This window comes from Pantoea sp. T14 (assembly GCF_036663535.1).
Taxonomy (GTDB): domain Bacteria; phylum Pseudomonadota; class Gammaproteobacteria; order Enterobacterales; family Enterobacteriaceae; genus Pantoea; species Pantoea phytostimulans.
In genome coordinates, this window is the sequence record NZ_JAWUEB010000024.1 from 292,859 (window position 1) to 318,248 (window position 25,390).

A 25,390-nucleotide genomic window follows, 5' to 3' on the forward strand; every position below is an offset into this window, starting at 1 on the left:
GTCCGAGTACATCCGTTGACATCCAGCATAGTTGGGGGTCAAGATAGGGGTCACTTCGCTTCGATAAACTTTTGACCCCCAAATCATGCCTATAGCTGACGTTGCGGCACGTACCGCAAAGCCTCGTGAAGAAGAATACAAGCTCACGGATGGCCATGGGCTATATCTTCTTATCAAACCAAGCGGATCTAAACGCTGGTATCTTAAATATCGCTTTGAAGGCAAAGAGAGCAGAGCTGCACTCGGCGCACATCCTCTGATCACGCTGGCTAAAGCGCGCGAAAAACGCGATGAAATCCGCCTTCTGCTTGCTGATGGCATTAGCCCCAATGCTAAAAAAGAAGAAATTAAACAACCAGAGCAGGCTGCGCTTAACACTTTTGAGAAGGTAGCTCGCGACTGGCATGCGAGTAACAAACGCTGGTCGGATGGCCATGCAGAGAGAGTATGGCGAGATATGGAGCGCAACAAACTTCCAGCCATCGAAAAGCGGAACATCGCCGACTTAACGACACGGGATCTATTGCACCCCTTGCGTGAAGTAGAGCAAAGCGGTCGGTTGGATGTGGCCTCGCGTCTACAGCAGCGTGTTACGGGCATAATGCGTTATGCCGTTCAATGCGGTTTGATTGAAAGAAATCCAGCTCAAGACCTTGCTGGAGCAATCGCAACCAGAAAAGCGACTCATCGCCCAGCTTTATCACTGGAACGCCTGCCTGAATTTCTTCAGCGTGTTGAAGCCAGTAGGGGCGCTTACTTACCAGATTGGCGCTGAAACTCAGCCTGTATGTATTTATCCGCTCCAGTGAACTTCGATTTGCGCGGTGGGGAGAAATTGATTTTAAAAAAGCACTTTGGACTATTCCTGCCCAGCGTGAAGCTATTGAAGGGGTCAAACACTCTCATCGAGGCTCTAAGATGCGTACCGTCCATCTTGTTCCGCTTTCGCAGCAAGCTCTCTGGCGCTATTAGAAGAAATCAAAGAATTGAGCGGCAATAGAGACCTTATCTTTCCAGGTGATCATCGTCCGACAAAGCCCATGAGCGAAAACACCATTAATAATGCTTTGCGAGTAATGGGTTACGACACTAAAACGGAAATATGCGGCCATGGTTTCCGGGCCATGTCGTGTAGCGCTTTAGTTGAGTCGGGGCTTTGGTCACGCGATGGGGTTGAAAGGCAAATGAGCCATCAGGAAAGAAATGGTGTGCGAGCTGCGTATATCCATAAAGCTGAGCACCTTGAAGAGCGCCGCCTTATGGTGCAATGGTGGGCAGATTATTTAGATAGCAACAGTGGATCACATGTAACCCCCTATTCTGAGAATATTTTTCGGTAAGTAAACAAGTGCCCGGTTTGCTGAGATAAGTACGTAAGAGCATTTTTTAATCATCGTTTGCCATTTAATTGCAATGATTTGCAAACATTTGCCATTTGCAAGTTTCAGACAATCAAAATGCTGTGATCGATAGAATTAAACGCTGAAACTGCTCGCCAGAAAAAAGCTGTTATCTGAGACTGCATGAACACTCGTGAATACTCAGTGAAGACTTTAGCTTAAAGTGTTCACTATCTTAATTACTGTATTTATTGTCTTTTTTATCTCAGTGAATACCAGTAAACAGTTATATAAGAAATATAATCTTTTAAGGGACCGGCCCTTACCGGCTGTGCCCTTGTTTGCTCATTGACAGGCGGAAAGCAATGAAATGCGCTGTCCTGTGGTACACGACAGAATGGCCTCATCCTTTACAGACGATGAGAGGCAACCATGACCATCCCTGAACAGAAGCCTGCATCACTGGAACGCTTCGAGAAAAGCCCGCGCTGAACATACCGAAAGGATGAAAGCCTATAACGGCATTTGCGCCGATATCGCCCGCTGTGAAAAAGAGCAGCAGGCGGCCATCGAGGCAGGGAATGAAGCCGAGAGCAACTGGCGCACGCGCTTCCGCAACCTGCGAGGCAATCTCACTGACCAGTTGCGCGCCGAACATTCTCAGCGCATTGCCAGCCGGGAGCTGGCCGATGAGTTCGGCGGGCTGCTCAAAGAGCTGGCGCTGGATAAGCAGGAGGCGATGCTGAAATGCTGCGGCAGCGGTAAAGAGTATGTTGAATCGCACCGCGAGGCGTTTACCGGGTTTGCGGATGCGCACTGACAGTCAGCCCTGCGTAACGTAAGTCCGTCGCTGCTGTGGGCCATTAAGCTGCGTATCCGTCGTGAAGAAGTTTCCCCGACATTTGCCGGTGACGACCGGGACCGGATTAGGGACGTGGCTTATCTGGTCGGTGAAGCGCTTACTCAGGCGGCTGCGGCCCTGCCGGACAGCGTGCTGAAAGAGGCACCGCTGCTGGAGAATATCGGCCTGCACCGCCCGGCCCTGACGGGGGTTGATATGGAGCTTTATACACGTCCTCTGCGCCGTCAGAAACTTGCTGAATCAATCCGGGCGCAGCGTGCAAAACTTCAGGAGGGCAGCCAGAAATGATGCACTGTCCCTATTGCAAAAGCGCGGCACATACCAAATCGAGCCGCTATATGTCCGAACAGGTGAAAGAGCGTTATCACCAGTGCACTAACCTAGACTGTTCATGCACCTTCAAGACGAATGAGAGCATCACAAAGGTCATAACCGCACCGCCACAGCCGGAAAACGTACCGGAAGCACCACCGGAACCGGTAAGAGAACGTCAGACGCTGGGCCGTTACGGCTCAGCATTCCGCCAGATTCATTAATCCCCACTGCCGCTGCCCGATCAGCGGCTTTTTTGTGCCTGTCCTTTGTCTCTCTGAAGCACTTTTTCTGGCCAGCCGCTTTGTAAAGAGCAGTGCGTGCATGGATCTGCATGTAAAATCATGCACCGCTTTCCCGCGCTCAGGCCATGTCGGGCGCGGCGCGGCCCGCTTCATGCAGTTGCATGAAAAGTGATACATAAAGCGGGCAGGCGTGGCGGGGATAGCAATGCGCGCTTAGGGCGTATTCGATTGAATACTCAGAATCAGGGAATTCGCACCAGTTACGATCAAGATAAGATCACTTCGAGTAAAGTGCTACTAAATGGCAGCTCAAAAAACGCTTAAAGTTAAATAAAAAGTTTTTTATTATTTTTTAGACCCACTTAGTAGTGTAGGGTTCTTTTTTGTCTATAAATTAATGATTTATATGGTTATTTTGTTGTTTATCTTAAGTGGGTTTTTTTGTCAAAAACTAAAAGCGTCCATCTTACTTAATTTTTTCTAATGTGATAAAAATATTTCAAAACATTAATGCATATTGAAAATTTTTTTATTGTTAAAAGATTATCAAAATTAAGGAAAGTGAAGGTGTGTGAAAATATTGAAGACGTAGCAAAACTGGCGCAAAGATTTTATAGCTTATTTCCAACAATAATTCTAGGCAGCGGCGCTTCTGCGGCATTTGGTATGTCAGGAATGGGTAAGCTCGCACAATGCTTAATAAAGGAGGTATCTGTAGAAGAAGAACATTCAGCTTTATGGAAAAATTTTTGTGATGACCTGTCTTCTGGAACAGATCTTGAAAGCGCCCTTCATAAACATGACTTACCCGATCTAGTTACTTCAGAAATAATAAATAAAACGTGGTTCCACTTATGCCCACAAGATTTAGGTATATTTAAAAAAGGAATTTCAAGTAAAGAAGAATATCCCTTATGTGTGCTATTAAAGCATATGCTTAGAAGTACAAAAGATAGAATAAATATAATAACTACAAACTACGATAGGATCGCAGAATATGCATGTGAGCAAGCCCGAGTCCATCATTATACAGGTTTTGCTCACGGTTATAGAAAATTCCCTGTAGATATAAATTATTTAACCTGCCAGAGGCAGGTTAATATCTGGAAAGTTCATGGTTCATTGGATTGGTTTCTATCACCAAGTGAAGAAATATGTTCATTTGGTAATGTTAGTGAGATACCAGATAATTATATACCATTGATTGTTACCCCCGGCATTGCGAAATATAGAAGTACTCATAAAGAACCATATAAAACAGTAATACATGAATCCGACAACATACTAAAATCGTCCCCATCATATTTATGCATTGGATATGGTTTTAATGATGAACATATTCAGGAGAAATTAGTAAACAAGTGTGTGAATGAGGATTCAAAGTTAATTATAATAACGCATAAACTAACCGAGTCTGCCAAGAAAATCCTTTTTAAAGGAAATCTGAAAGAGTTCCTTGCAATTGAATCTGGAGAGAATGAGAAGGAGTCTTATATTTATACTACAACGGAAGAGAAAAGAATTATCATTCAAGAGGATTATTGGAGTTTGAATGGTCTGTTAAAATTAATTATGTAGGTTAACCATGACAATATTTAATTATAAAGATGATGAATCATTAGGTAAAGTTATATCAGTAGATACCGTTACTGTTGTAATTGAAATTAAAGATGCAGAAAGCCTCAGAAAACTTCAGGTTAATAGGTTAATTGCTTTGCAAAGTAGTAAGCCAGGACAGCACTTGGTTGGCTTAATCACTCAAGTTACTCGTAAAAAAATCATCAGTGAAGATGCTGAGCTGGATGCTGATGAAAAAGTTGAGCTAAATCTATGTAAAGTATCGCTTATTGGCTCTTTGCTCGATAGAGTTGGTATGCAAATAAATGTATTTAGGCGCACAGTTGAAAGTGTGCCAGAAATTGATGCAAACTGTTTCCCTATAGAGGGAGACTACCTTACAAACTTCATGAGAGTAATTTCTCAAGCAGTAGGTGATGGGTCTTCACTAATACTGGGTAATTACACTCTCGACGAAAAGGCTATTGCATATCTAAATGGGAATAAATTTTTTCAAAGGCACGCCTTTATTGGGGGGAGTACTGGCTCTGGAAAATATTGGACTACAGCTAAAATAATTGAACAAGTTTCAATGCTTGATAATTGTAACGCAATTTTATTTGATCTTCATGGTGAATATAAACCTTTAAATGGAGAAGGTATAAAACACTATAAAATAGCAGGGCCTTCTGACACTGAGAGTAGAAGAGGTTTAAGTGAAGGTGTAATATTTTTACCGTACTGGTTGTTAACTTACGAAGCTCTTGTTTCTTTTTTCATTGACCGTAGTGACTTAAACGCTCCTAATCAAGCTATGGTTATATCAAGAGAGGTTAATTCTGCTAAGAAAGAATATCTCCAAGAGAAGGGGCTTAATGATATTTTGAATAATTTTACGATTGATAGCCCTATTCCTTTTAGTATTGAGAAGCTACTGGTGACTTTAAATTCATTGAATACCGAAATGGTACCTAGTACGCGAGGAGAGAAACAAGGAGAGTTCTATTCCAAGTTTAGCCGAATGATAGCTCGCCTAGATAATAAAATTAGCGATAGAAGATTAGGCTTTATGTTTCAGGGCGGGGAAGATACAAAAAATTTTGACTGGCTTAATAAATTATCTAAGGTTGTGTTGGGGGGGAACAAAGAAAAAGAAGGTGGAGGTGTTAAGATAATAGATTTTTCAGAAGTTCCATCAGATATTCTACCTCTTATAGTCTCATTGGTTGCTAGGTTGGCATTTTCAGTTCAGCAATGGACTCCAAATAATATGCGCCACCCAATAGCTTTATTATGTGATGAGGCGCATTTATACATACCTAATAAAACATCCTCTACAGGAGCGGATGATGTTTCAATAGAAATATTTGAAAGGATAGCTAAAGAAGGTAGGAAATATGGTGTCAGCTTAGTTGTAATAAGCCAGCGACCATCAGAAGTAAATAAAACGATACTCAGCCAATGTAGCAACTATATCTCGATGAGGCTCACAAACGCCGATGACCAAGGAGTTATTAAAAAATTACTTCCAGATAATTTGGGCGGACTAAGCGAGCTTTTGCCCACGCTGGACACAGGAGAAGCTTTGGTCGTAGGTGATGCAAGCTTGATACCAAGCAGGATACGAATTGCTGAACCAAAACAGAAGCCAAATAGCGGCACAGTAGACTTCTGGAATCGTTGGCAGGAAGATTCTCAATCCAGCAGAATTGACATTGCTATAGAAAACTGGAGAAAACAGAATATTAGCTGAATTAGCTCAAATTATGACCCTTGGCAATAAATATTGATGGGGGGCAGTTTTGAGGTCATTTCATGGTTATCATATATAATAAATCATATTTTTCATGCGCTTGTGATTGAATTTTGTGTCCTGCCTTCGCACCAATCACTTCCATTTCTTATGAAAAAATGAGTCAGGATAAACTTCCTTTCTCATTTGCATGTAGAAATTGCCTAAATTCTTTCCCGTACAAATGCCACTGTGATTGTTACTTAGCTTTGGTATCTCATAGTGGCGAGTAGTTTGCAGGCTCAACCTCGTAAAGAAGTTACCTTTGAAGCGAGAAGAGCGTGCCAGCGTCTCAAAACCTCATACCAAACACGATTGAACACGCGCATTCAAGTCCAATGTGTTGGCATACGCTAACGTAAACAGGTTTATGGGGGTCAATCGTACCTGCACACGATATGCAGGCTCTGCCAGCGTTTCAGCCACGCGCCGCTTGTTGCTAGTAGCACCAACGGGGATTTATGGCTCTTATCGTCTAAAATTACATCTCCTACTAAAAGGAGGATGTTAGATGAGCACTAAATACAAAATCACTTATGAACATAGAGACGGTAATGAAACCCGTTCTGAAGAAGTCTTTTTAGAAAGTGATGGTGAGCCTTCGCAAAGTGAAGTGCATGAAGCAGTGTTGCAGGATACAGCCCGGCTTAATAGCCCAGGCGTTGGGGTAACTGGGGTTGCTGGTTTCTCAGTGATTTCAGTTGTACCTGAGCCATAAAAGAAGGGGCATTCGCCCCTTCAAGTCATTTCAAGAAGCGTTCAAAAAGCCATTTAAACAAGGCACTCAAGGCAATTTTACCTACCCAAATTAATGGAATAAGGTAAGGCTTTTGATTCCCGTTTCGGTAAAGCAAGTTTGTTAGTAATCGCATACAGAATCCTTATAGCGATTTTACAGGGTTCAATTAATGATGTTCACTTTCCTTATTTGCAAAGAAACCATTTTTACACTTTGCAGCAAAATCGCATGGCATTTGATAAATCAGTGCTGAATTTGGCCCGTATTCGTTATAGGTTTGGATCCAGTCACTGTGACTATCTTGGCGTGAATCATGTCGCTGCATCGATACTTATCATGACGTTCATCGCGAAAGCGCCAGTTAAAACTCTCAATAAATCCGTTCCGCTTATCCTGCTGGAATCACCGTTTTTTAAGACAGGTTTAAAGGGCCGTTTATCCAATGATAAATATGAAAATTTAGGTTCAAAAATTCTTATTGCATTTAATTACCTTGAAACAGTGAGGTGGCTCCCAGAATAATCATTAAAATCCCCCATTAATTTAGCGCGGAAAGATGAAAGGCACATCGAGAAAACCGGAAAAATCAAGACCAGGCTCATAGATGCGGCCTGGATGAAATGGGAGAGTATTCTCAGCCATGATTATATTTGTAGATTTGGATATAGATGACGCCAGAAGTGGGGAAGGCGTTTTAATACAAATTTGCATTTATGGCTAAATTTTTGGAGTCATTTTAATACTGCGAAGATGGCCTCACTTTCTTAGGGCTACATTTGCGAGCAATATGATTATGCTTATTAATGTTGCTTGATTTTTCACACTCACAAGCAGGATGAGCGAAAATCATTTTTCAACGCTAAATAATTTTTAGCTACGTCAAATTACTTTAAGCAATATCAAGGATGAGAGTATGTACGCATGCAGGAAGCAGGCGTGGCGGTATGCTGCGCTCTTTATTCTGGGGAATGGAGTATCTTCAGCCTCCGCTGCCGTAGCAGAGTCGCCAGGGCCCGTGCAACTGTCTGCCGCTCCGTTAGCGAATATACTGCCGCCGACCTTCTCCTCTGGTGCGAGCGCCATTGACGCCCAGGAGCAAATCCGGCATCAGGAACGGGAACGGGTTTTACAGCAGCAGAATACCCCGCAAACCGATATCCGGCTTTCCCTGCCTGAAACCACACTGCCCGATTATCCCAACAACGAATCCCCGTGTTTCAGAATAGACGCCTTTGTGCTGGAGGGGGACGAAGCTAGCCGTTTTCAGTGGGCGCTCGACGCCGTGAAAAATGCAGGAGGACACTGTTTAGGATCGCAGGGGATCCTGCTTGCGATCAACAAAGTCCAGAACGCCATACTGGAACAGGGATACGTAACCACACGGATAATGGCGCAGGAGCAGGAGCTCACCCGAGGAACCTTTACGCTGGTACCCGAACACTATAATTACCCTAAGAAATAACAAGAATCCCGGCCACCATGCCGGGATTTTTTTATCTGTCAGCCGTCAGCCCCACTTCCCGGCTGGCGGCTTTTTAGCCGTGATCACCGCAATAAAATCAAGGATCTACTGTTGCTTGCGGCCCGACAGCTTACAGACCTTCTTCAGCGTCTGCATGATCTCCGGCTCTGGCGGCGATACAGGTAACGGTTCCTGAGCGGTGAGCACCAGGCAACCGGGCATCACGCGGATCTTCAGTGGTGTACCGGTTGTAAACCCTGCATCTTCCAGCCAGTAACCTTTAAGCGTGATGGTCGGTGCGGGTTCGTGGGTCTGCCAGTCGCGAATGTAACCCACAGTATAACAACGGGTTTTGGGTGTGCGCATCTCTGGCTTATGATGTGTGTCAGCCATAATCAACTCCTTGTTAGTTGCTTGTGGTCAGCGGACTGGGGTGTTCGAGCACCTCATTTCCGCGTCTGTTAACTACTCCGTTTTACCAATTACGTTATCCAGCATCTCAGTAACAAACTTCTGCTTCGTCATTGGCATCTGCCGGATCGCGTTGACCTGTTGTTCCAGTCGGGAGGGTGCATGCGGCGGCGAGCTTGCCGCCCGGCTTATCGCGGACCAGCTGTATCCGGGCGTGCGGCCGGAAGACCTGACGGAATCGCAGAAGCAAACGGTCAGCGTGCTGGGCACGCTGGCGGCGGGACTTGCGGGCGGCCTGGCGGGAGACAGCACGGCAGACGCCGTTGCGGGTGCGCAGGCCGGGAAGAATGCGGTTGAGAATAATTATCTGAGCAGTAAGCAGATAAATGCCTGGTCGGCTGAAATGAAGTCATGTCAGGCTGGCGGCGGTGACTGCGGCGGGATTATTAAGAAATATGAAGAGTTAAGCACCACTCAGCAGAAGCAGCTTATCAGCGACTGCGCAACCAGCCCGGCAACCTGCCAACAGAAATATGGTGATGTACTGGCCGACAGTCTGGCAGTGAAGCAGGCGATAGATCATGCTTTGGGAGAAGATATCCCGATCAAGATGGTCTACGATCTGACAGCGACCTGGGCGCATCAGATGCAGGCTGAAGGGGTTGTTGCAACAAATAAAGTCTCCGAAGCGCTTCAGAAGGAATATGGCTTAGATCCTGTGCAGGCGGGAATTGTTGCAGGTGCTGCTGCAAGTGCTTTTGGGGGAATTAGTAAACCTGGTAAAGGTAGTGCGATCCCGGTGCCTGAACCAGTGAAAGCCAATAATGGGATAATTTATCAATCAAATTCTAAGCATACCTTGGGTGGAATTGGTAATAGACCTAACGCCGGAATTGAACCGAAAAATTCACTTTCAATTTTTGAAAATTCAGTACCTTTAACAATAAAAGGTAAAGAGCATAAAGCTCGATACACAATAGACAGCAATGGAGATATACACAGATTTTCTCCTGATAATACAGGTGGTTTTCACTGGTCAGGTAGTACAGCAGACCAAAAAAACAAACTTGAATTACCAAATGATGTCAGAGCCGCTCTGAGAAAACAGGAAGGATGGAAAATAAAATGATTATTGGAAATGCTTTTGAAATCGCTATCCAGTTAGAGTGTGTAATTGAACTGAGTTCCCCAAGTGGTCTTTTCAATTTTATTGTGGATGATAATTTAATTCCGGGGAAAGGAACGGTCACGGATTTGTATGTAGTTATATCCTCACTAAAGGACAGTTTAAACAACCAGTTAGCTGGTGAAATTAGTGATGTTGGCAATATAACTTTGGCTGATTTAGATTTTTCTGACGGTTCTCCGGAAAATGTACTTTGGCTGGATGTCTGTGAGTTATCAGATTATGGATGTGTGTTCTGGTTAGGTTTTAATGGTGAGCATGAGCGATTTTTTTATTCAACAGACTTTGAAAAAACAATTCAAGAAAAAATCTTCCCAAGAGGGACCATTGAAAGGTTGATAAATAACCTGCCTGATGTTAATAACCTTAAGATTAATAGAGTTAATGAACAAGTAATAGTAACAGATATTATTTTTTAATTATGTAAAACCCCAACCTTCACGTTGGGATTTTACTTTATTCCCCGTCAGTTACACCTTAGCCGTTCGCTTCTGCGGCCCTGCGATCACCTGAGTAAACTAGGCGATCTGCTGTTGTTTACGGGCGGAGAGCTTTTTACAGGTCTGACGCAGGGTGGTGACAACTTCCGGCTCCTCCGGCTCTGGCCGGGGTTCCTGCGCGGACAGTATCAGGCACCCCGGCAGCACCCGGACGTTAAGTTGTGTTCCGGTATCAAACCCCGTCTCCTTCAGCCAGCCGCCCTTCAGCGTAATGGCCGGAACGCGTTCAAAGGTGCGTGAATCCCGGATATAGCTCACGGTGTAAGCCCTTGTTGTTGTGGGCGTACCTTTCCCTGACTTATGATGTTGCTCAGCCAAATCAACTCTTGTTTAGTTGCCTGTGGTTAGCGGGGCTGAGGTGTTCGAGCACCTCAGTTCCGCGTCTGTTAACTACTCCGTTTTACCAATCACATTGTCCAGCATCTCTGAAACAAACTTCTGCTTCGTCATTGGCATCTGCCGGATCGCGTTGACCTGTTGTTCCAGTCGGAAGGGTGCAGGCGGCGGCGAGCTTGCCGCCCGTCTTATCGCGGACCAGCTGTATCCGGGCGTGCAGCCGGAAGAGCTGACGGAATCGCAGAAGCAAACGGTCAGCGTGCTGGGCACGCTGGCGGCGGGACTTGCGGGCGGCCTGGCGGGAGACAGCACGGTAGACGCCGTAGCGGGCGCGCAGGCCGGGAAAAATGCGGTCGAGAATAACTATCTGAGTTCAAGTGAAGCACGTCAGCTGGATAAAGAGCTATCCGAGTGTAAGGCGAAGGGCGGAGACTGTACGCCAGTGGTTGAAAAGTATATCGAAATCAGCAATAAAAACAGCCAAGAGCTCATTGAAGCTTGTACGGGCGGCGGCGTTGCCTGCATTACGTGGGAAGAGCTGATCCAGGGGGCAACCAACGTTGCCAACGACGCTCATCCTTCCCTGATTAGGCTGGATGAGAAACTGAAAGATCCTAGTGCAGCGGCGTTGGTAAATTACTTCAACGGTACAGACCTGAAGTTTCTGCAGGACAATATCACAACAGGCGATCGGGTACTCGATGTCGTTACCAGTCCATCTTCTTGGCCCGTGCTGGTCATGGGAGGGAAAGCGCTCGTTACAAATAGTGTCACTAATGGAAAAGAGCTGTTAATTGCAGCGGGAGCATCTGCAACGGGGAGTGCCATTATTCAATACGGTGTACATGGTGAGGTGAAACTTTCGGATCTGATCGGTGCGGGAGTTATAGGCGCGATTACTGCTGGTAAAGGTTATAATCCAACGGTGACATGGAATGCAGTCGGGGGGTATTACCAAGCAGAACTTAAGGGCGACGATCCATTCTTAGGGGCACTTCTGAGTAAGGCAGGTGCAGCAACGGGTTATGCTGCCGGTAACATAGTTAAAGTTCCGGCGGATAAAATATTTAATCCATTATCGAAACAGTACGAATGGATACCGACTGGAGTCTGGACGATAACCAAACCAGCCCCACAAGATTCTCTACCTTCAATCTTAGGTAATTCGGGGAATGCTGCCGCTTCTGGAGGGTTTACAGAGGCAATGAATGAAGCTCTCAAAAGCAAAAAGAAAGGGCAATAATGAATAGCAGAAATAGATCTTTCATAGTTTTAATTTATTTATGTTCAGTCCTTTTTATTACCTTGTTCATTATTACAATGTCATTCAGTTTACTTGGTTTCTGGATTGGTGGCGGAGAAGGGGTGCTTTCATTTTTTGCTAAAAAAATATTTAGCTATTTTAAAGTTGGACTTTCTGGGGTGCTGATAGGTTTTATTTTATGGTTTTTTTACTATCGCAAGCTCTAAATAAGTATTGATAACAACGCCTCCGGCTAGCGGAGATGGATAAGTTCGGTACGGGCAGCAATCGGCAGCATGGTCTGCAGACGGCAAAGGCAGCTTTAATGTTGCGGTAAACGCGATGGTGGGCGCAATGCACGCACAACTGCAGGGTAACGGCGCACTAGCTGCCCGGCTTATCGCGGAGCAGCTGTATCCGGGCGTGCGGCCGGAAGAGCTGACGGAATCGCAAAAGCAAACGGTCAGCGTGCTGGGCACGCTGGCGGCGGGACTTGCGGGCGGCCTGGCGGGAGACAGCACGGCAGACGCCGTTGCGGGCGCGCAGGCCGGGAAAAATGCGGCTGAGAATAACTTCCTGGGTGCAAATTCTCCGTCAGACTTGATAACGCCGTTAAAAAAATCAAAGAGGGCGATAAATCCCTTGTCGCTGCCAATGAACTACTTAAGCTGGAAAATGCGGATAAACGTAGTGATGCGTTGGTCTCTAAGTTTATAAAGATCCTTCCCAGATGAGCAGCACAGAGCGTGCAGAACTAACTGGTTATCTACGAATTTATGCATCTGAAATGGAAAAGGAATATGGTCCGGCAGTTGCGCAGGAACTGGTTAAAGGGATGCTGTCCGGCCAGGATTACACCAAACGCAATCCTGATTCTGAAGTAATGCGTAAGGCCCAGTCGATAATGAATACATGGGCTACCATAAATCCAATGCGAGTATTGGTGATGCTCCATTGTTATTTGGCAGCAGTGTACTGGGTAATACGATTAAAGAAGGTATGGCTCTTAACGCGGCAATAGGTGTGGGAGTTAATACCGGCGCCCAGCTCAGCGGTAAAGACCCATATAGTTATGTTGATGCAGTTATGGCTGGAGTTACTTTCGCGCTGACAATGAGTAAAGGTATTGGATCATCAGCAGCCATCACTATGGGTGGGGCTGCAATTAGCAGTGGAATTAAAGGTGAAGAGCCTGCCAATTCTGTCATTGTTGGTGCTGGTTTGGGCAGTGTCGCTATGACGCGATATGCATATATACCTTTTTCACAATAGAATTAATGCCCTGTATTCCAGGGCATCACAAAATACTATTTATAAACGGTCGCAGTGCCGCGAATTTTGTCACCTTCGTTACCTGAAGTAATGACAAAATACTTCCCACCCAACTCATCAGCTTTCTGTGAAATATCTTTCATAGCATCTGATGGCGCAGTGTATTCTTTGGTTGTGCTGACTTCACCCACTTTCTCATACTGTTTTGCCTCTTCTTTAGTGATCTCTTTTGCAGCAAAAGCAGATGAGCACATCAGAGTTGTTAAGGCCAGAGCTATCATGCTAACCGAAATTTTTCTCATTATTTCACCCTTATGATTTGAAAGGAAAGACATCTTTAAATGCTATGAAATGATTAGCCGAGGTTTCGTTTAAAGCAAATAAATAAATATTATCACTCAACTGGCATTTTTACTGCGGGGTAGGAGATTCATTCAGTCTAACTGAGCATGTCACCATACATGGATGGTGGATTAAAGGTGATCTGTCTCTTTATTACAAATCCCTTACAGCTCCAAATTTTCTTAACATCAGTAAGAATGTTCCTAATGGCGAAATTCCGAAAAAAACAGCAAATACTCGGTTTGTTATAACTGATTGATTTTAAGTTTTTTTTATTTCGACTCTTTATTTATGAAACAATTATTACCTATTAATAAATGCTGTAAATTCAAGAAAATAAGAGATGTTTGGTACTCATGAATCTTGTCAGCTCATAAGTTTGATTTTATTCAAAGAATTGTGAAGTGCCTTACTAATTCCTTACATTGATGTTGCTGAAATTCAAATTGTGACTAAGTTAAATATCAAAATGTAAATAAAACAATCTTATCCTCGGGTTATGTTTAATTCTTAAACTGCACGGGCCTTTCTCTACTTGGATGATTTTTTGTTTTGCTGCCAGAGATAATTCAAATTCCCTACTAACCACTATCCGTCTTAACTTTAGTGATCTGGGAATTTTTGAAAAATTATTGGACGAGTGTGACCGCCTGTTCTTAACCCTGTTTAAGAGAAAGTCCCATGCGCAAAATAATAGCTTTGGCCATTTTATTTAATACCTCATCAGCATGCGCAAGTGGACTTTATCTATATGAAATTGGTACTGATGATATAGGTCTGGCCGGTGCAGGTCAGGCGGCGCGTGCGCAGGATGCCTCAACGCTCTTTACCAATCCTGCGGGCATGACAATGTTGCCTGATAAAATGCTCACGGTTGGTGCGCAGGCACTGTATGGCGATGCCCCTTACCGCTTGGACGATGATGCACAACTCAGCGGCAACAGCCCCGGCAATGTCATTGGCTGGTTTCCCGGCGGCAGCGCTTTTTACACGCAACGGATCAGCCCAACCGTGAGTGCCGGATTAGGATTTTATGGCAACTACGGCCTCGGCCTGCATTTCGGCGACTGGGCCGGGGAAAACCTGATCAAGGACAGCACGCTCCTGGCGGTTACCCTGATGCCCGCGTTGGCCTGGCAACTCAACGATGCATTTTCGCTGGGGGCAGGGGTGGGTATTAACTATGGCCTGCTAAAAATAAAGCGCGCTCGTGGCGATGAACTGTCCGACCATGACTGGGCGCTCAACGGAAAAGTGGGTGCGCTGTGGCAGTTTAACCCGCAGACGCGTGCCGGATTAACCTATACCAGCCGGACAAATTATCACTTCAACGTTAACAACACTGTCCGGCTTGACCAGCTCAATAATTCCCCTTCCTGGACATTACCCATCGCGGCCACCGTCAATACCCCGCAGCAGATCATGCTCAGCCTTTTCCATCAGCTGAATGAACGTTGGGCTGTAATGGGTGATGCGGGATGGCAGGACTGGAGCGATTACGGCAACAGTGAAATAACCGTGGCAGGCAATCAGGTGGGCGACAACGGGCGTCTACGTGATACCTGGCACCTCGCACTGGGCACACAATTCAAACTCACTTCTGACTGGACACTGAATACCGGCGTTGCCTTCGACAGCAGCTTTTACCGCAGCCAGCAGGATACCTCTCTGACGATGCCGTCCGGCGATACCTGGCGCTGGGGCGTGGGTGCGCGTTATCAACTTGATCCTGCCAGCAGCATCGGCGGCGCCTTCGAATACGCGCACATCGACTCCTCACACGTCTCCTCTCCGCTGATTAAAGGGCGTTATGACAATCCTGCTCTCTACTTTTTTGGCATCAATTACAGCCGGACATTCTGACCCGACTCACTAAGGAGGCACACCACATAACTTAATGTCGAACGATCTGACCGGGCGGGCGAACCCTTTGCCTTTCCTACGAGAGTCCACTTATCTGGAGCACAGAAATGTCAAAAGTGCCATTTTGCAAATCGCTGCTCGCCTCAATGTTATCTGTCGCCTGCTGTGCGACCAGCGCTTATGCAGCCCCGGCAAGTAATACCACGACTGCGCCGGAGCAAAATAATCAGAAGCCCAATATCGTTGTGATATTCGGTGATGACATCGGGTACTGGAACGTCAGTACCTACAATCAGGGAATGCTGGGCTATCAAACGCCCAATATCGACAGTATTGCGGCCGAAGGTGCCAAGTTCACTTCTTATTACGCGGAACAGAGTTCCACGGCTGGCCGTTCTTCGTTCATTACCGGTCAGATGCCATTCCGCACCGGGATGAGTAAGGTCGGCATGCCTGGTGCGCCGCAAGGGCTGCAAAAGGAAGACCCGACCATTGCCAGCGTTCTCAAGCAGTTGGGTTATGCCACCGGTCAGTTCGGTAAAAACCACCTCGGCGATCGCAATGAGTTTCTGCCTACCGCACATGGCTTCGACGAGTTTATGGGCAACCTGTATCACCTGAATGCGGAAGAAGAACCAGAAAATCCGGATTACCCGAAAGATCCTGAATATAAGAAGCAATTCGGCCCGCGTGGCGTCATTAAGTCCAGCGCAGACGGGAAAATTGAGGATACCGGTCCGCTGAATACCAAGCGTATGGAAACCGTCGACGAGGAAACGCTGGCGGCGAACAACGACTTTATGGAGCGGCAGGTCAAAGCCAACAAGCCGTTCTTCACCTGGTACAACACCACACGTATGCATAACAAAACGCACATTAAACCGTCCGATAAAGGCGTGACCGGTTTAGGTGACTATGCCGACGGTATGGTGGAGCACGACAAAATCGTCGGTGAAGTGCTGAAGAAAATCAAAGATCTCGGCATAGAAGACAACACCATTGTTGTTTATACCACCGATAACGGCCCGATGACGGCCACCTGGCCCGATGCCGGTATCACACCGTTCCGGGGTGAGAAAAATACAGGCTGGGAAGGCGGCTTCCGCGTACCTGCGATGGTGAAATGGCCGGGACATATTAAACCCGGAACGCTAATTAACGACATCATCGGCAGTAATGACTGGTTCCCAACGCTGGTGGCTGCAGCGGGCGTGCCGGACATTAAACAGCAGTTACTAAAAGGCTATAAAACCAGTGCCATGACCTACAAAGTGCATCTGGATGGTTATAACCAACTTGATTTCATCACCGGTAAAACTCAGGAGGATCCGCGCAAAGAATTCTTCTACTGGAGTGATGACGGCGACCTGTTGGCGATGCGTTATGGTCGCTGGAAAGCGCACTTTATGATTCAGGAACGTTCAGGTATGGACGTATGGAAATACCCATTCGTGAAACTGCGTGTACCGCTGATATTTGACCTGAAAATCGATCCACTGGAAAAAGGCACCGATGGCATGGATTACAACCACTGGTTCTATGATCGTCTGTTCCTGCTGGGCGGTGCGCAGAAATATGCCACTGAAATGCTACAGAGCTTTAAAGAGTTCCCGCCACGTCAGAAACCGGGCTCATTCACCGTTTCTGATGTGTCGAAACTTATTGAGGAAGGCAGTCCGGCTACCAACTGATGCTCTGACCACACCACCGGGTGAAATTTTTCACCCGGTTTTCAGGAGGCGTTCATGAAATACAGTACAACCCTGCCGGTTAAACCCCTTCCTACGGCGGAAAAGTTCAGTGGGAAAGGGCCTGCTTACACGCGTCGTTTTCATGTGATGGCGAAACCTACTGGATCGCGTTGCAACATCGACTGCAACTACTGTTTTTATCTGCACAAAGAACAGCTTCTGGAACAGGACAGACACAGCGGCATGAGCGATGAGGTGCTGGAAACCTTCATCCGGCAGTACATCGACAGCCAGGATGGCGAACAGGTGGTGTTCTCGTGGCAAGGCGGCGAACCCACGTTAATGGGGCTGGAGTACTTCGAAAAAATCGTGGTGCTGCAAAAGAAATATCAAAAACCGGGTCAGCGCATTGAAAACGATCTGCAGACCAACGGCATTCTGATTAATGACAGCTGGGCGCGCTTTCTACGTCAGCACAATTTCCTGGTCGGCATTTCCATTGATGGGCCGGCTGAATTACACGATCGCTACCGCGTGACGCGCAGCGGCAAACCCACTTTTGAAAAAGTGATGGCGGGCGTTGCCGCGTTAAAGCGCCATCATGTTCCCTTCAACGCCTTAGTCACCGTCAACCGCACCAATGCGCGCTTCCCGCTGGAGGTCTACCGCTTTCTGACGCGCGAACTGGGTGCTACTTACATCCAGTTTAATCCCTGCGTTGAGCCGGTCGATTTCAAGCAAACCGCACCGCAGTTCTGGCACGACGACACCATTCCAGTCATCGGTTCACGTCGCGCGCGCCCCGGCGACCTTGACTCCATTGTCACCGACTGGTCAGTGGATCCCGATGACTGGGGGCGCTTTCTGATTGCTGTGTTCGAGGAGTGGGTGAACAACGATTTAGGTCGGGTGCAGGTCAATCTGTTTGAAACCGCTGTGGCGCAAACCATGGGTATGCCCGCGCAGATTTGCATCACCTCAGAGTTTTGCGGCAAAGGTCTGGCGATTGAGAAAAATGGCGACATTTTTTCCTGCGATCACTACGTCTATCCCGAATACAAATTAGGCAATGTGCAAAGCACCAAGCTGGCGCACATGGCCTTTTCCGAGCGACAAAAAGCCTTTGGTTTAGGTAAGCGGGATACGCTACCTGCTGCCTGCAAACGCTGCCCTTACCTGAAACTCTGTTATGGCGAATGCCCGAAAAACCGCATCGTCAGGAGCGAAGAAGGCGAGCTGGGAATGAATTATCTCTGTCCCGGTATCAAAGCCTTTTTTAACTATGCGCAGCCGATTCTGGTTGGCATTGCGACACTGCTGAAACCTCAGACGGTGGAACCTGCATAATGAATAATCGTGAAAAGCTGCTGGCGCTGGAAGCCAGTATGAACAAGCAGGTGATTGGACAGCAGGAGCTGGTGCGAATGCTGATCGTGGCCTTATTGTGTGACGGTCATGTGCTACTGGAAGGCTTGCCGGGCTTGGCAAAAACGCGTGCGGTGCGCGAGCTGGCTCGCCATATCGAAGGCGAATTCCGTCGTATTCAGTTCACGCCTGACCTGCTGCCCTCAGACATTACCGGCAGCGAAATCTATCAGCAAAATGCCACACGGGAAGAAGATCAGTTTCGTTTCCGCCCCGGCCCGGTGTTCGGCAATATCATCCTCGCCGATGAGATCAACCGTGCCTCAGCTCGCGTGCAGTCGGCGCTGCTGGAGGCCATGGAAGAGCGTCACGTGACCGTCGCAGGCAAAACCTGGCCGCTGCCGGGGGTATTCATGGTGCTGGCGACACAAAACCCGGTTGATCAGGAAGGTACCTGGCCCTTACCTGAAGCCCAGCTTGACCGTTTTCTGATGAAGGTGATTGTCGATTATCCGTCAAAAGAGAATGAACAGCGGGTAATGCAGCTGGTGCGCGCTGAGCAGCAGGCAAAATATCAGGCTGCTCAGCATGAAAACCCTGTACCGGAAACCGACCCGTTGCTGATAAGCCAACAGGATATCGCCGAATGCTGGCGTGAAATCGCCACGGTTTATGTGGCGCCAACCGTAGAGCAGTACATCGTCAATCTGGTGGAAATGACGCGTCATCCCGATCAGGTCAGCGAAGTCTTTGCGGGTTATATCAGCCTCGGCATCAGCCCGCGCGGCACGCTTGCCCTGGATCGCTGTGGTCGTGCCTGCGCGTGGTTGGATGGCCGTGATGCGGTGTTGCCAGAAGATATTCAACGCATCGCCCCGGCCGTGCTGCGCCATCGTCTGCTGCTGAGCTATCAGGCAAACGCTGACAACTGCACGCCCGATCAGGCGATTGCCATGCTTCTTAGCGCAGTGGTGGCGTAATGCCGCAGCCGTTGACGCTTGAACTGGCTGACCTGATGGCGCTGGCAGGCGATGCACAGCGACTGGATAATCCTCCGGGGCAAATCCCACCCGGCGCATTAACCGGTGAGCGCGTGTCCCGCCAGCAGGGACGTGGCCTGAACTTCGATAGCTTACGTCGCTATCAGCCGGGTGATGATGTCAGGCTGATTGACTGGAAGGCCACAGCGCGCCTCCGCTCACCGTGGATCCGCCTCTACAATGAGGAGCGCGAACGACCCGTATTCATCCTTGTGGATCAGCGTCTGGACATGTACTTCGGTACGCGCCTGCAGATGAAATCGGTCGCCGCTGGAAACATTGCCGGATTGCTGGCATGGCGAAGCTGGCATGACGGTGATCGACTGGGCTGCGCGATATTGGGTGATGATGAACTGGCGCTGCATCCCTGCCGTGCGCCGAAACGCAACCTGATGCCCATTCTTACTGACGTTCAGCGTATGAATGCTCAGCTTCCCGCGCATTATGCGCAAAACCATCGACAAAACGTCTCCCTGTCAGACGCGTTGCAACGTATTGTCCGCCTGCTGCCCTCCGGTAGCTGGCTGGGGATCATCAGTGATTTTCACGATCTGGATACACGCTGCGATGCGGTGTTGGCTCACCTGCGTCGCCGCTGCGAAATTACCGCCTATGTCACGCTTGATGATCTTCATCACCGCCTGCCGCCGCACGGTCAACTTGCGGCGTATTACCATGACGTAAGCACCGCGCTCAATCTCACTTCTCACCTCAGCGATCGCATTCAGCAAAGCGTAACCGAGCGTCTGTCGCAGCAGCAACGGCGGTTACAGCGAATGGGGATCACGGTGAAAACTATCGTGACCGGTAATGCAGTTCTGCCGCAGCTACAGCAGGAGGATGCGCATGCTGGCAAAAGGGTTTAGCACACCGGAACTGGCGCATCCTGCTCTGCCAGCAGCCGCCTCATGGTTCCCGTTACCGGCAGGCTGGGCGGTGCTCGGCGTGATGCTGTTACTGGCGATGTTCATTGCCCTGCTGATATGGCTCGCACGCTTTCGTCGTAATCGCTGGCGGCGCGAAGCGCGAAAACACCTTGCTCAACAGCAGGTAGATGGCTGGATAACATGGGTTAAGCGGGTGCTTCTGGTGCAACACTCTCGCGCCCAGGTCAGCCAGTGGCAATCGCCGGAACAACTTCTGGCGCAGACCCCGCTGGATGAAGAACTGCGCGCGCTGATGTGTCGTCGCTACTGTCAGCCAGATAATCAACTCGAAAGCGCTATCAATCAGCGTATCTCACAGCAGTTACGCCACTGGCTGGAGACGCTGCCTCATGTCTGAGTTTTTATCACGGATCGACTTTGTCTGGCCATGGGTGGGCGTGCTGCTGTTTTTACCGCTGATTACTCATTATCTGATCCCTGCAAAGCAGCCGACGAGTGAACAGGTGAGGGTGCCTTTTTTACCTGAACTGGCTGAAGCCCTGCAACTCTCGGCGCCAGCACCACAAGCCAGTTGGCGTCATCGGCTGCTGTTCTGGACAGTATGGATTTTAATGATTGCTGCGCTGGCCCGGCCTGAATACCTGATGCCGCCGAAAACGGTGATAAAACCCATGCGCAACATCGTGCTGATTCTGGATGTTTCCGGTTCAATGGAGAAAAACGACGGGCAGAATGGTCAGACGCGCTTACAGGCGGTGCAGCAAACGGTGCGCACTTTTATCAGCCAGCGCAAAAATGATCGCATCGGTCTGGTGATTTTTGCCAGCCAGGCGTGGCCATTTGCGCCGATCAGCGAGGACAAACAGGCGCTTCAAGCGCGTATCAGCCAGCTGGCACCGGGCATGATTGGTCAGCAAACTGCGGTGGGGGATGCACTGGGCGTGGCGGTGAAACTGCTGGATCACAGCCTCGAAGCCGACGCGTCAAAAATGGCGATTCTGCTGACAGATGGCAATGACACCGCCTCTCAACTGCAACCCACACTCGCCGCGCAGCTCGCAGCCGCGCATCACGTTATGGTGCACACCATCGCCTTTGGCGATGTAAACAGCAGCGGCGAGGATAAAGTCGATACGGCGCTGCTGGATAACATTGCCCATATAACCGGCGGTAACGCCTGGCGCGCCGCTACCAACCGCGACGCACTCGCGCAGGTCTGGCAGCAAATTGATGCGCAAACGCCGGAACAGGTTAAAACAGTGGGCTTATCCTGGCATCGTCCGCTGTTCGTCTGGCCGTTAGCCCTTGCGCTACTCGTGTTACTGCTGTTTGCCATCAGCAGCACAATGATGAGGCGACGTGCATGAGTGATTTCCATTTCCTCTATCCCTGGCGATTACTGGGTTTGCTGCTCTGTCCGCTGCTCTATTTTTTGGCTCAGCATGCAGGAAGTGCCTGGCATCGTGTCATGGAAAAGCCTTTTGCGGCCGCGTTGATTAAAGGTCAGCGTGTACGGGCGCGACAGGTGCTGCCGTGGCTCTTTTGCCTGGGTGTATTGGCTTTAGCCGGTCCGAGCTGGCAACGAGACTTGCCCGCCGCATTCACGCCCGAAAACAACGTGATGGTGATCATGCAGCAGGATCTCAGCATGCTGGCGCAGGATGTGCCGCCTGACCGCCATCAGCGCATGCAGCAGAAAATCACCGCACTGATGACGCAAATGCCCGGTAGCCACTTTGGTTTAGTGGTTTACAGCGCTGATGCCTGGCTTACTACGCCGCTGACCAATGATGCTGATTTTTATAACCTGTTTCTGACGGCTCAACAGCCGACACTGGTGCCACAGGGTGAGGGTTCCGGGCTGCGTCAGGCGGTCGCCCTTGCGCTTAAAAATCTGCCCGCAACGCCTGAAGCCCCACGCGCGCTGATACTGGTCGCTGATAACGTAGGACAGCAGGACGTTGAGTGGCTGCGGCAGCAAAATCTGCCTCTTCAGATCTGGGTAGTAGGCACGGCAAACGGCGGCAGACTGCCGGAAGCGCAGGCGTCGCAGGGCATCGATACGCGTCTCAATGTCGCGCGCTTTGAGCAAATCCGTGATGGCGGCATTCCGGTGACGCTGGTCTCTGCCGAAGATGATGACCTACGCGCGGTCAGCGGACATATTCAGCAAAGCGTGACGGCGCAGCAGAACAGCCGGCAAGATTTGCAGTGGAAAAACAGCGGCTATCTGTTGGTCGTCCCAATGCTGATGCTATTACTGCTCTGGCGACAGCAGCTGCTCTGCCTGGCTGTCGTGATGTTGCCCTTACTGATCTGGTCTCCCGCCAGTTCAGCGGCACTTCTGGACGCCTGGATACGCCCCGACGTGCAGGGACAATTTGCCTTTAATCACGGTAACTATGCAGCAGCCGCCCAGCGCTTTCAGGATCCGTTGCGGCGGGGGATTGCATTCTATTACGCGCAGGATTACGTCTCGGCGCTGGGGGCTTTTCGTCAGGTTCCTGCCACCCCTGAAAGTCTGTTGTGGATAGGCAACTGCTACGCACAACAGAAATCCTGGCAGCAGGCGCTGAACAGCTACGATCAGGCGCTGAGTTTACGACCCGAATGGGCAATGGCTCAGCAAAACCGGGCGAAAATTGCGCATATCATCATGCAGCTGCGGCAAAAAGAACGCGACCGCCAGGCCGATCAGCATGAGCAGAAAGATGAAGATCCTGACGCCATTAAACACGATCTCAAGCCCGATCAGGGCGTGAACCAGCTGGATATGAAGCCCATCGCGGGCGCTGCGCCCTCGGCTGAACAGTGGTACAGCAATCTCACCCTTTCGCCCGGCGGTTTGCTGGAAAATCTCTACCGCTCCACACCGGCGGAGGCACCATGAAGCGACTTATCGTTTGTCTGCTGTTGCTGCTAAGCCTGCCGGTACGGGCTGAAATGGCCATGACGCGTGAACTGGTTGCTCCTGATCAACTGGTGCCGGGCCAGCCAGTAACGATTGCTGTGACCTTCTGGACGGACAGCTGGTTTAATCCGCCGCCGCAATGGCCGGAAATGGTCATTGAAAACGGTAACTTGCTTAACACGCCGCTGCCCAACCAACTGGTAACACGTAATCGCGGCGGTATCAGCTGGAGCGGCATCCGCATGGAACGTCAGGTGATGGCGTGGGATCAGGGCGAGCTGCGTTTTCCTGCTACAGACGTAGTGATACGTTCCGCGAATCAGCCGCCGAAAACGGTGTCGCTGCCGGTGCTGCAGAAGTCGGTCAGCTGGCCTGCCGATGTGCGTCAGCCAGACCGTTTCTTGCCAGCCAGCAAGCTTGAACTCTCGCAGCAATGGCGGCTTTACCGCGCCTCAGAGGATAAGCAGTTACATGTCGGTGATGTCATTGAGCGCGTTGTAATAGTGCGCGCGACCGATGTGATTGCCGTGCAAATCCCGCAACTGCTGTATGCCATTCCCGGTTCCAGTGCGCAACGCTTGCCGCCGGTAAACAGCAACCTGACGCAAGGGCGAGATGAGATCGTCGGCGCACAGCGTGAAGAACGGCTGCGTTATCTGCCCTCTCAGTCCGGCGAACTGGTGATCCCACCGTTGCGTTTACGTTGGTGGGATACACGCCAGCATCAGTGGCAACTGGCTGAATTACCCGGTGCGCATTACACCATTGCCGCTGCGCGTCCGGCTGGCAGTGAACAGGCGTTGAAAGCCCGCGCCCCGACCAACTGGAAGTCGTTGCTGATGGGATCGGCGATCGTGCTGGCGCTGCTGCTGCTGGGCTTCTTTTTCCGACGCCTCCTTAGCCAGAGCCTGCAACGGCTGGTTCAGCGCACGCGTGAATACTGGCGGATTGTCCCGCTACCTGACCTCATTCCGACCAAAAGGAAAAAATGATGAAATTAAAACCCCTGCTGGCATTGCTGATTACGGCTCATCTTGGTTCGGCGTTTGCGGCAGACGATCCGCTCAGTGCCTGGAATAGCGGTCATGCAAAACAGGCTATTGAAACGTGGGTGAAGGAAACCACCTCATCGAATAGCAAAGACTTCATTCCTGTCAGTCAGCGTTATGTGGTGTTTGATAATGACGGCACATTGTGGCCGGAAGCGCCGCTGACGTTTCAGTTGCAGTTCGTGATTGATGAAATCAAACGCCTCGCCCCACAACACCCGGAATGGAATAACGATGCCTTAGTGCAGGCGGTAATAAACAACGATATGAAAGTGGTGATGCAGTCGGGCAAAAAGGGGTTGATGCAGTTGATGGCTCTCACGCATAGCGGCATGACGACGGAAGAATTTAGCCAACGCGTTAGCAACTGGGTCGATAATCATCGACATGCGCGTTTCGGCTGCCGTTATGACCAGCTGGGCTATCAGCCGATGCGCCAGCTGCTGGATTATCTGCGGGATAACGGTTTCAAAACCTGGATTGTGTCTGGAGGAGGCATCGATTTTATGCGCGTACTCGCCGAAAAAATGTATGGCATCCCGCCCGAACAGGTTGTCGGCTCCTTTTCGCTGAGTGAGTTCTCTCTGACAGATAACGGTACGCAGCTGCGTAAAACCATGAACGGCGCCTTTTATGATGATGAAGCGATGAAGCCGGTCGCCATCCATCTCTTTATGGGGCGGCGTCCGGTCGGTGCGTTCGGTAACAGCGACGGCGATGTGCCGATGCTCCAGTACGCCTCCGCCAATCCGACCTACAAAACCTTTGGTTTACTGGTTCATCACACCGATGCTGCGCGTGAGTATGCTTACGACGCGCATCCGCCCGCCAGTGGAACGCTTATCAGCGGGCTAAGACTGGCGTCCCAAAAGGGTTGGGTCATTGTCGATATGAAGAAAGAGTGGAAAACAGTGTTTGACCCTTCGCAATGCGCCGCGGATCAAAGCAGTGAATAAATGATTTATTCGGGTTTAAGAGGGCCGAA

At 49.2% G+C, this 25,390-nt stretch carries 23 protein-coding genes and 6 pseudogenes; 24 read left to right on the forward strand and 5 right to left on the reverse strand.

The genetic code is table 11. The features are described from left to right. The first annotated feature begins 85 nt into the window (after positions 1–85). The 9 genes and pseudogenes from SC127_RS12490 (at position 86) to SC127_RS12530 (ending at position 8,309) form a co-directional block, all read left to right on the forward strand. Positions 86–1,340, forward strand: a pseudogene (locus SC127_RS12490) (tyrosine-type recombinase/integrase). A 505-nt stretch (positions 1,341–1,845) separates the two neighbouring features. Further along, positions 1,846–2,160, forward strand: a complete 315-nt coding sequence (locus tag SC127_RS12495) for a hypothetical protein (protein WP_332626700.1) — start codon at positions 1,846–1,848, stop codon at positions 2,158–2,160. Positions 2,161–2,274: 114 nt separating this feature from the next. Next, positions 2,275–2,490, forward strand: coding sequence for a hypothetical protein (locus SC127_RS12500; RefSeq protein WP_332626702.1), 216 nt, complete (start codon positions 2,275–2,277; stop codon positions 2,488–2,490). Next, positions 2,487–2,738, forward strand: coding sequence for an ogr/Delta-like zinc finger family protein (locus tag SC127_RS12505; protein ID WP_332626704.1), 252 nt, complete (start codon positions 2,487–2,489; stop codon positions 2,736–2,738). The genes SC127_RS12500 and SC127_RS12505 overlap by 4 nt, the downstream gene beginning before the upstream one ends. Positions 2,739–3,326: 588 nt before the next feature. Further along, positions 3,327–4,337 (forward strand): SIR2 family protein, encoded by a 1,011-nt coding sequence (locus SC127_RS12510; RefSeq protein ID WP_332626706.1) that lies wholly within the window; start codon positions 3,327–3,329, stop codon positions 4,335–4,337. A 7-nt stretch (positions 4,338–4,344) separates the two neighbouring features. Next, positions 4,345–6,069 carry an ATP-binding protein gene (locus SC127_RS12515; protein ID WP_332626708.1) on the forward strand — a complete coding sequence of 575 codons (1,725 nt, stop codon included), beginning with the start codon at positions 4,345–4,347 and terminating at the stop codon, positions 6,067–6,069. Positions 6,070–6,619: 550 nt separating this feature from the next. Beyond that, positions 6,620–6,826, forward strand: coding sequence for a hypothetical protein (locus SC127_RS12520; protein WP_332626710.1), 207 nt, complete (start codon positions 6,620–6,622; stop codon positions 6,824–6,826). A gap of 249 nt (positions 6,827–7,075) precedes the next feature. Then, positions 7,076–7,369 (forward strand): hypothetical protein, encoded by a 294-nt coding sequence (locus tag SC127_RS12525; RefSeq protein ID WP_332626713.1) that lies wholly within the window; start codon positions 7,076–7,078, stop codon positions 7,367–7,369. A gap of 493 nt (positions 7,370–7,862) precedes the next feature. After that, on the forward strand, positions 7,863–8,309 hold the full coding sequence (locus SC127_RS12530; RefSeq protein WP_442955747.1) for a POTRA domain-containing protein: 447 nt from the start codon (positions 7,863–7,865) through the stop codon (positions 8,307–8,309). 105 nt (positions 8,310–8,414) lie between these two features. On the opposite strand, the gene SC127_RS12535 is transcribed toward SC127_RS12530, so the two are convergent. Together SC127_RS12535 and SC127_RS12540 are read right to left on the reverse strand one after the other, a co-directional pair. After that, positions 8,415–8,702 carry a SymE family type I addiction module toxin gene (locus tag SC127_RS12535; protein ID WP_332626715.1) on the reverse strand — a complete coding sequence of 96 codons (288 nt, stop codon included), beginning with the start codon at positions 8,700–8,702 and terminating at the stop codon, positions 8,415–8,417. 72 nt (positions 8,703–8,774) lie between these two features. Then, a pseudogene (locus tag SC127_RS12540) lies at positions 8,775–8,876 on the reverse strand (transcriptional regulator); the annotation flags it as partial. Position 8,877: 1 nt separating this feature from the next. Here SC127_RS12540 and SC127_RS12545 point away from each other — a divergent pair. Together SC127_RS12545 and SC127_RS12550 are read left to right on the forward strand one after the other, a co-directional pair. Next, a pseudogene (locus SC127_RS12545) lies at positions 8,878–9,849 on the forward strand (VENN motif pre-toxin domain-containing protein); the annotation flags it as partial. Further along, positions 9,846–10,325, forward strand: coding sequence for an Imm42 family immunity protein (locus tag SC127_RS12550; protein ID WP_332626717.1), 480 nt, complete (start codon positions 9,846–9,848; stop codon positions 10,323–10,325). The pseudogene SC127_RS12545 and the gene SC127_RS12550, both read left to right, overlap by 4 nt. A gap of 99 nt (positions 10,326–10,424) precedes the next feature. Here SC127_RS12550 and SC127_RS12555 read toward each other — a convergent pair whose 3' ends face one another. Further along, positions 10,425–10,724: a SymE family type I addiction module toxin gene (locus tag SC127_RS12555; RefSeq protein WP_332626719.1), complete on the reverse strand. Its 300-nt coding sequence runs from the start codon at positions 10,722–10,724 to the stop codon at positions 10,425–10,427. A gap of 72 nt (positions 10,725–10,796) precedes the next feature. Continuing rightward, positions 10,797–10,895 (reverse strand): annotated as a pseudogene (locus tag SC127_RS12560) (transcriptional regulator); the annotation flags it as partial. Between the two features lie 4 nt (positions 10,896–10,899). Between SC127_RS12560 and SC127_RS12565 the strand changes: the two are divergent. From SC127_RS12565 to SC127_RS22605, 3 genes and pseudogenes are all read left to right on the forward strand, one after another. After that, a pseudogene (locus tag SC127_RS12565) lies at positions 10,900–11,985 on the forward strand (VENN motif pre-toxin domain-containing protein); the annotation flags it as partial. Positions 11,986–12,312: 327 nt separating this feature from the next. After that, positions 12,313–12,570: pseudogene (locus SC127_RS22600) on the forward strand (VENN motif pre-toxin domain-containing protein); the annotation flags it as partial. Between the two features lie 327 nt (positions 12,571–12,897). Further along, positions 12,898–13,257, forward strand: coding sequence for a hypothetical protein (locus SC127_RS22605; protein WP_442955748.1), 360 nt, complete (start codon positions 12,898–12,900; stop codon positions 13,255–13,257). A gap of 35 nt (positions 13,258–13,292) precedes the next feature. On the opposite strand, the gene SC127_RS12575 is transcribed toward SC127_RS22605, so the two are convergent. Continuing rightward, the gene (locus SC127_RS12575) at positions 13,293–13,559 is read right to left on the reverse strand and encodes a YdgH/BhsA/McbA-like domain containing protein (protein ID WP_215847739.1); all 267 of its coding nucleotides are present in this window, start codon (positions 13,557–13,559) and stop codon (positions 13,293–13,295) included. A 721-nt stretch (positions 13,560–14,280) separates the two neighbouring features. Here SC127_RS12575 and SC127_RS12580 point away from each other — a divergent pair. The 10 genes from SC127_RS12580 to SC127_RS12625 all read left to right on the forward strand — a co-directional run bounded on the left by SC127_RS12580 (position 14,281) and on the right by SC127_RS12625 (position 25,361). After that, a complete protein-coding gene (locus SC127_RS12580) occupies positions 14,281–15,462 on the forward strand; it encodes an OmpP1/FadL family transporter (protein WP_243078677.1) in 1,182 nt (393 codons plus the stop codon). A gap of 107 nt (positions 15,463–15,569) precedes the next feature. Next, positions 15,570–17,153: an arylsulfatase gene (locus SC127_RS12585; RefSeq protein WP_215847737.1), complete on the forward strand. Its 1,584-nt coding sequence runs from the start codon at positions 15,570–15,572 to the stop codon at positions 17,151–17,153. 54 nt (positions 17,154–17,207) lie between these two features. Next, positions 17,208–18,500 (forward strand): anaerobic sulfatase maturase, encoded by a 1,293-nt coding sequence (locus SC127_RS12590; RefSeq protein WP_243078676.1) that lies wholly within the window; start codon positions 17,208–17,210, stop codon positions 18,498–18,500. Then, positions 18,500–19,498 (forward strand): AAA family ATPase, encoded by a 999-nt coding sequence (locus SC127_RS12595; protein WP_215847736.1) that lies wholly within the window; start codon positions 18,500–18,502, stop codon positions 19,496–19,498. The genes SC127_RS12590 and SC127_RS12595 overlap by 1 nt, the downstream gene beginning before the upstream one ends. Beyond that, positions 19,498–20,424 carry a DUF58 domain-containing protein gene (locus SC127_RS12600; protein ID WP_332626728.1) on the forward strand — a complete coding sequence of 309 codons (927 nt, stop codon included), beginning with the start codon at positions 19,498–19,500 and terminating at the stop codon, positions 20,422–20,424. Before SC127_RS12595 ends, SC127_RS12600 begins: the two co-directional genes overlap by 1 nt. Then, complete coding sequence (locus SC127_RS12605; protein ID WP_243078673.1) at positions 20,405–20,842, forward strand: DUF4381 family protein; 438 nt, start codon at positions 20,405–20,407, stop codon at positions 20,840–20,842. Before SC127_RS12600 ends, SC127_RS12605 begins: the two co-directional genes overlap by 20 nt. After that, a complete protein-coding gene (locus tag SC127_RS12610) occupies positions 20,835–21,812 on the forward strand; it encodes a VWA domain-containing protein (protein WP_243078672.1) in 978 nt (325 codons plus the stop codon). The genes SC127_RS12605 and SC127_RS12610 overlap by 8 nt, the downstream gene beginning before the upstream one ends. Next, on the forward strand, positions 21,809–23,335 hold the full coding sequence (locus tag SC127_RS12615) for a vWA domain-containing protein (RefSeq protein WP_332626732.1): 1,527 nt from the start codon (positions 21,809–21,811) through the stop codon (positions 23,333–23,335). Before SC127_RS12610 ends, SC127_RS12615 begins: the two co-directional genes overlap by 4 nt. Next, positions 23,332–24,348 carry an oxygen tolerance domain protein gene (locus SC127_RS12620; protein WP_332626734.1) on the forward strand — a complete coding sequence of 339 codons (1,017 nt, stop codon included), beginning with the start codon at positions 23,332–23,334 and terminating at the stop codon, positions 24,346–24,348. Before SC127_RS12615 ends, SC127_RS12620 begins: the two co-directional genes overlap by 4 nt. Beyond that, positions 24,348–25,361 (forward strand): HAD family hydrolase, encoded by a 1,014-nt coding sequence (locus tag SC127_RS12625; protein ID WP_332626776.1) that lies wholly within the window; start codon positions 24,348–24,350, stop codon positions 25,359–25,361. Before SC127_RS12620 ends, SC127_RS12625 begins: the two co-directional genes overlap by 1 nt. Positions 25,362–25,390: the final 29 nt, after the last annotated feature.

What these genes read in the sequence shown, in the direction of transcription:
- SC127_RS12495 (WP_332626700.1), top strand. Translation starts at nt 1,846, where the DNA reads ATGAAAGCCTATAACGGCATTTGCGCCGATATCGCCCGCTGTGAAAAA.
- SC127_RS12505 (WP_332626704.1), top strand. Translation starts at nt 2,487, where the DNA reads ATGATGCACTGTCCCTATTGCAAAAGCGCGGCACATACCAAATCGAGC.
- SC127_RS12515 (WP_332626708.1), top strand. Translation starts at nt 4,345, where the DNA reads ATGACAATATTTAATTATAAAGATGATGAATCATTAGGTAAAGTTATA.
- SC127_RS12520 (WP_332626710.1), top strand. Translation starts at nt 6,620, where the DNA reads ATGAGCACTAAATACAAAATCACTTATGAACATAGAGACGGTAATGAA.
- SC127_RS12525 (WP_332626713.1), top strand. Translation starts at nt 7,076, where the DNA reads ATGGCATTTGATAAATCAGTGCTGAATTTGGCCCGTATTCGTTATAGG.
- SC127_RS12535 (WP_332626715.1), bottom strand. Translation starts at nt 8,702, where the DNA reads ATGGCTGACACACATCATAAGCCAGAGATGCGCACACCCAAAACCCGT.
- SC127_RS12550 (WP_332626717.1), top strand. Translation starts at nt 9,846, where the DNA reads ATGATTATTGGAAATGCTTTTGAAATCGCTATCCAGTTAGAGTGTGTA.
- SC127_RS22605 (WP_442955748.1), top strand. Translation starts at nt 12,898, where the DNA reads ATGGGCTACCATAAATCCAATGCGAGTATTGGTGATGCTCCATTGTTA.
- SC127_RS12575 (WP_215847739.1), bottom strand. Translation starts at nt 13,559, where the DNA reads ATGAGAAAAATTTCGGTTAGCATGATAGCTCTGGCCTTAACAACTCTG.
- SC127_RS12580 (WP_243078677.1), top strand. Translation starts at nt 14,281, where the DNA reads ATGCGCAAAATAATAGCTTTGGCCATTTTATTTAATACCTCATCAGCA.
- SC127_RS12585 (WP_215847737.1), top strand. Translation starts at nt 15,570, where the DNA reads ATGTCAAAAGTGCCATTTTGCAAATCGCTGCTCGCCTCAATGTTATCT.
- SC127_RS12590 (WP_243078676.1), top strand. Translation starts at nt 17,208, where the DNA reads ATGAAATACAGTACAACCCTGCCGGTTAAACCCCTTCCTACGGCGGAA.
- SC127_RS12595 (WP_215847736.1), top strand. Translation starts at nt 18,500, where the DNA reads ATGAATAATCGTGAAAAGCTGCTGGCGCTGGAAGCCAGTATGAACAAG.
- SC127_RS12600 (WP_332626728.1), top strand. Translation starts at nt 19,498, where the DNA reads ATGCCGCAGCCGTTGACGCTTGAACTGGCTGACCTGATGGCGCTGGCA.
- SC127_RS12605 (WP_243078673.1), top strand. Translation starts at nt 20,405, where the DNA reads ATGCTGGCAAAAGGGTTTAGCACACCGGAACTGGCGCATCCTGCTCTG.
- SC127_RS12610 (WP_243078672.1), top strand. Translation starts at nt 20,835, where the DNA reads ATGTCTGAGTTTTTATCACGGATCGACTTTGTCTGGCCATGGGTGGGC.
- SC127_RS12615 (WP_332626732.1), top strand. Translation starts at nt 21,809, where the DNA reads ATGAGTGATTTCCATTTCCTCTATCCCTGGCGATTACTGGGTTTGCTG.
- SC127_RS12620 (WP_332626734.1), top strand. Translation starts at nt 23,332, where the DNA reads ATGAAGCGACTTATCGTTTGTCTGCTGTTGCTGCTAAGCCTGCCGGTA.
- SC127_RS12625 (WP_332626776.1), top strand. Translation starts at nt 24,348, where the DNA reads ATGAAATTAAAACCCCTGCTGGCATTGCTGATTACGGCTCATCTTGGT.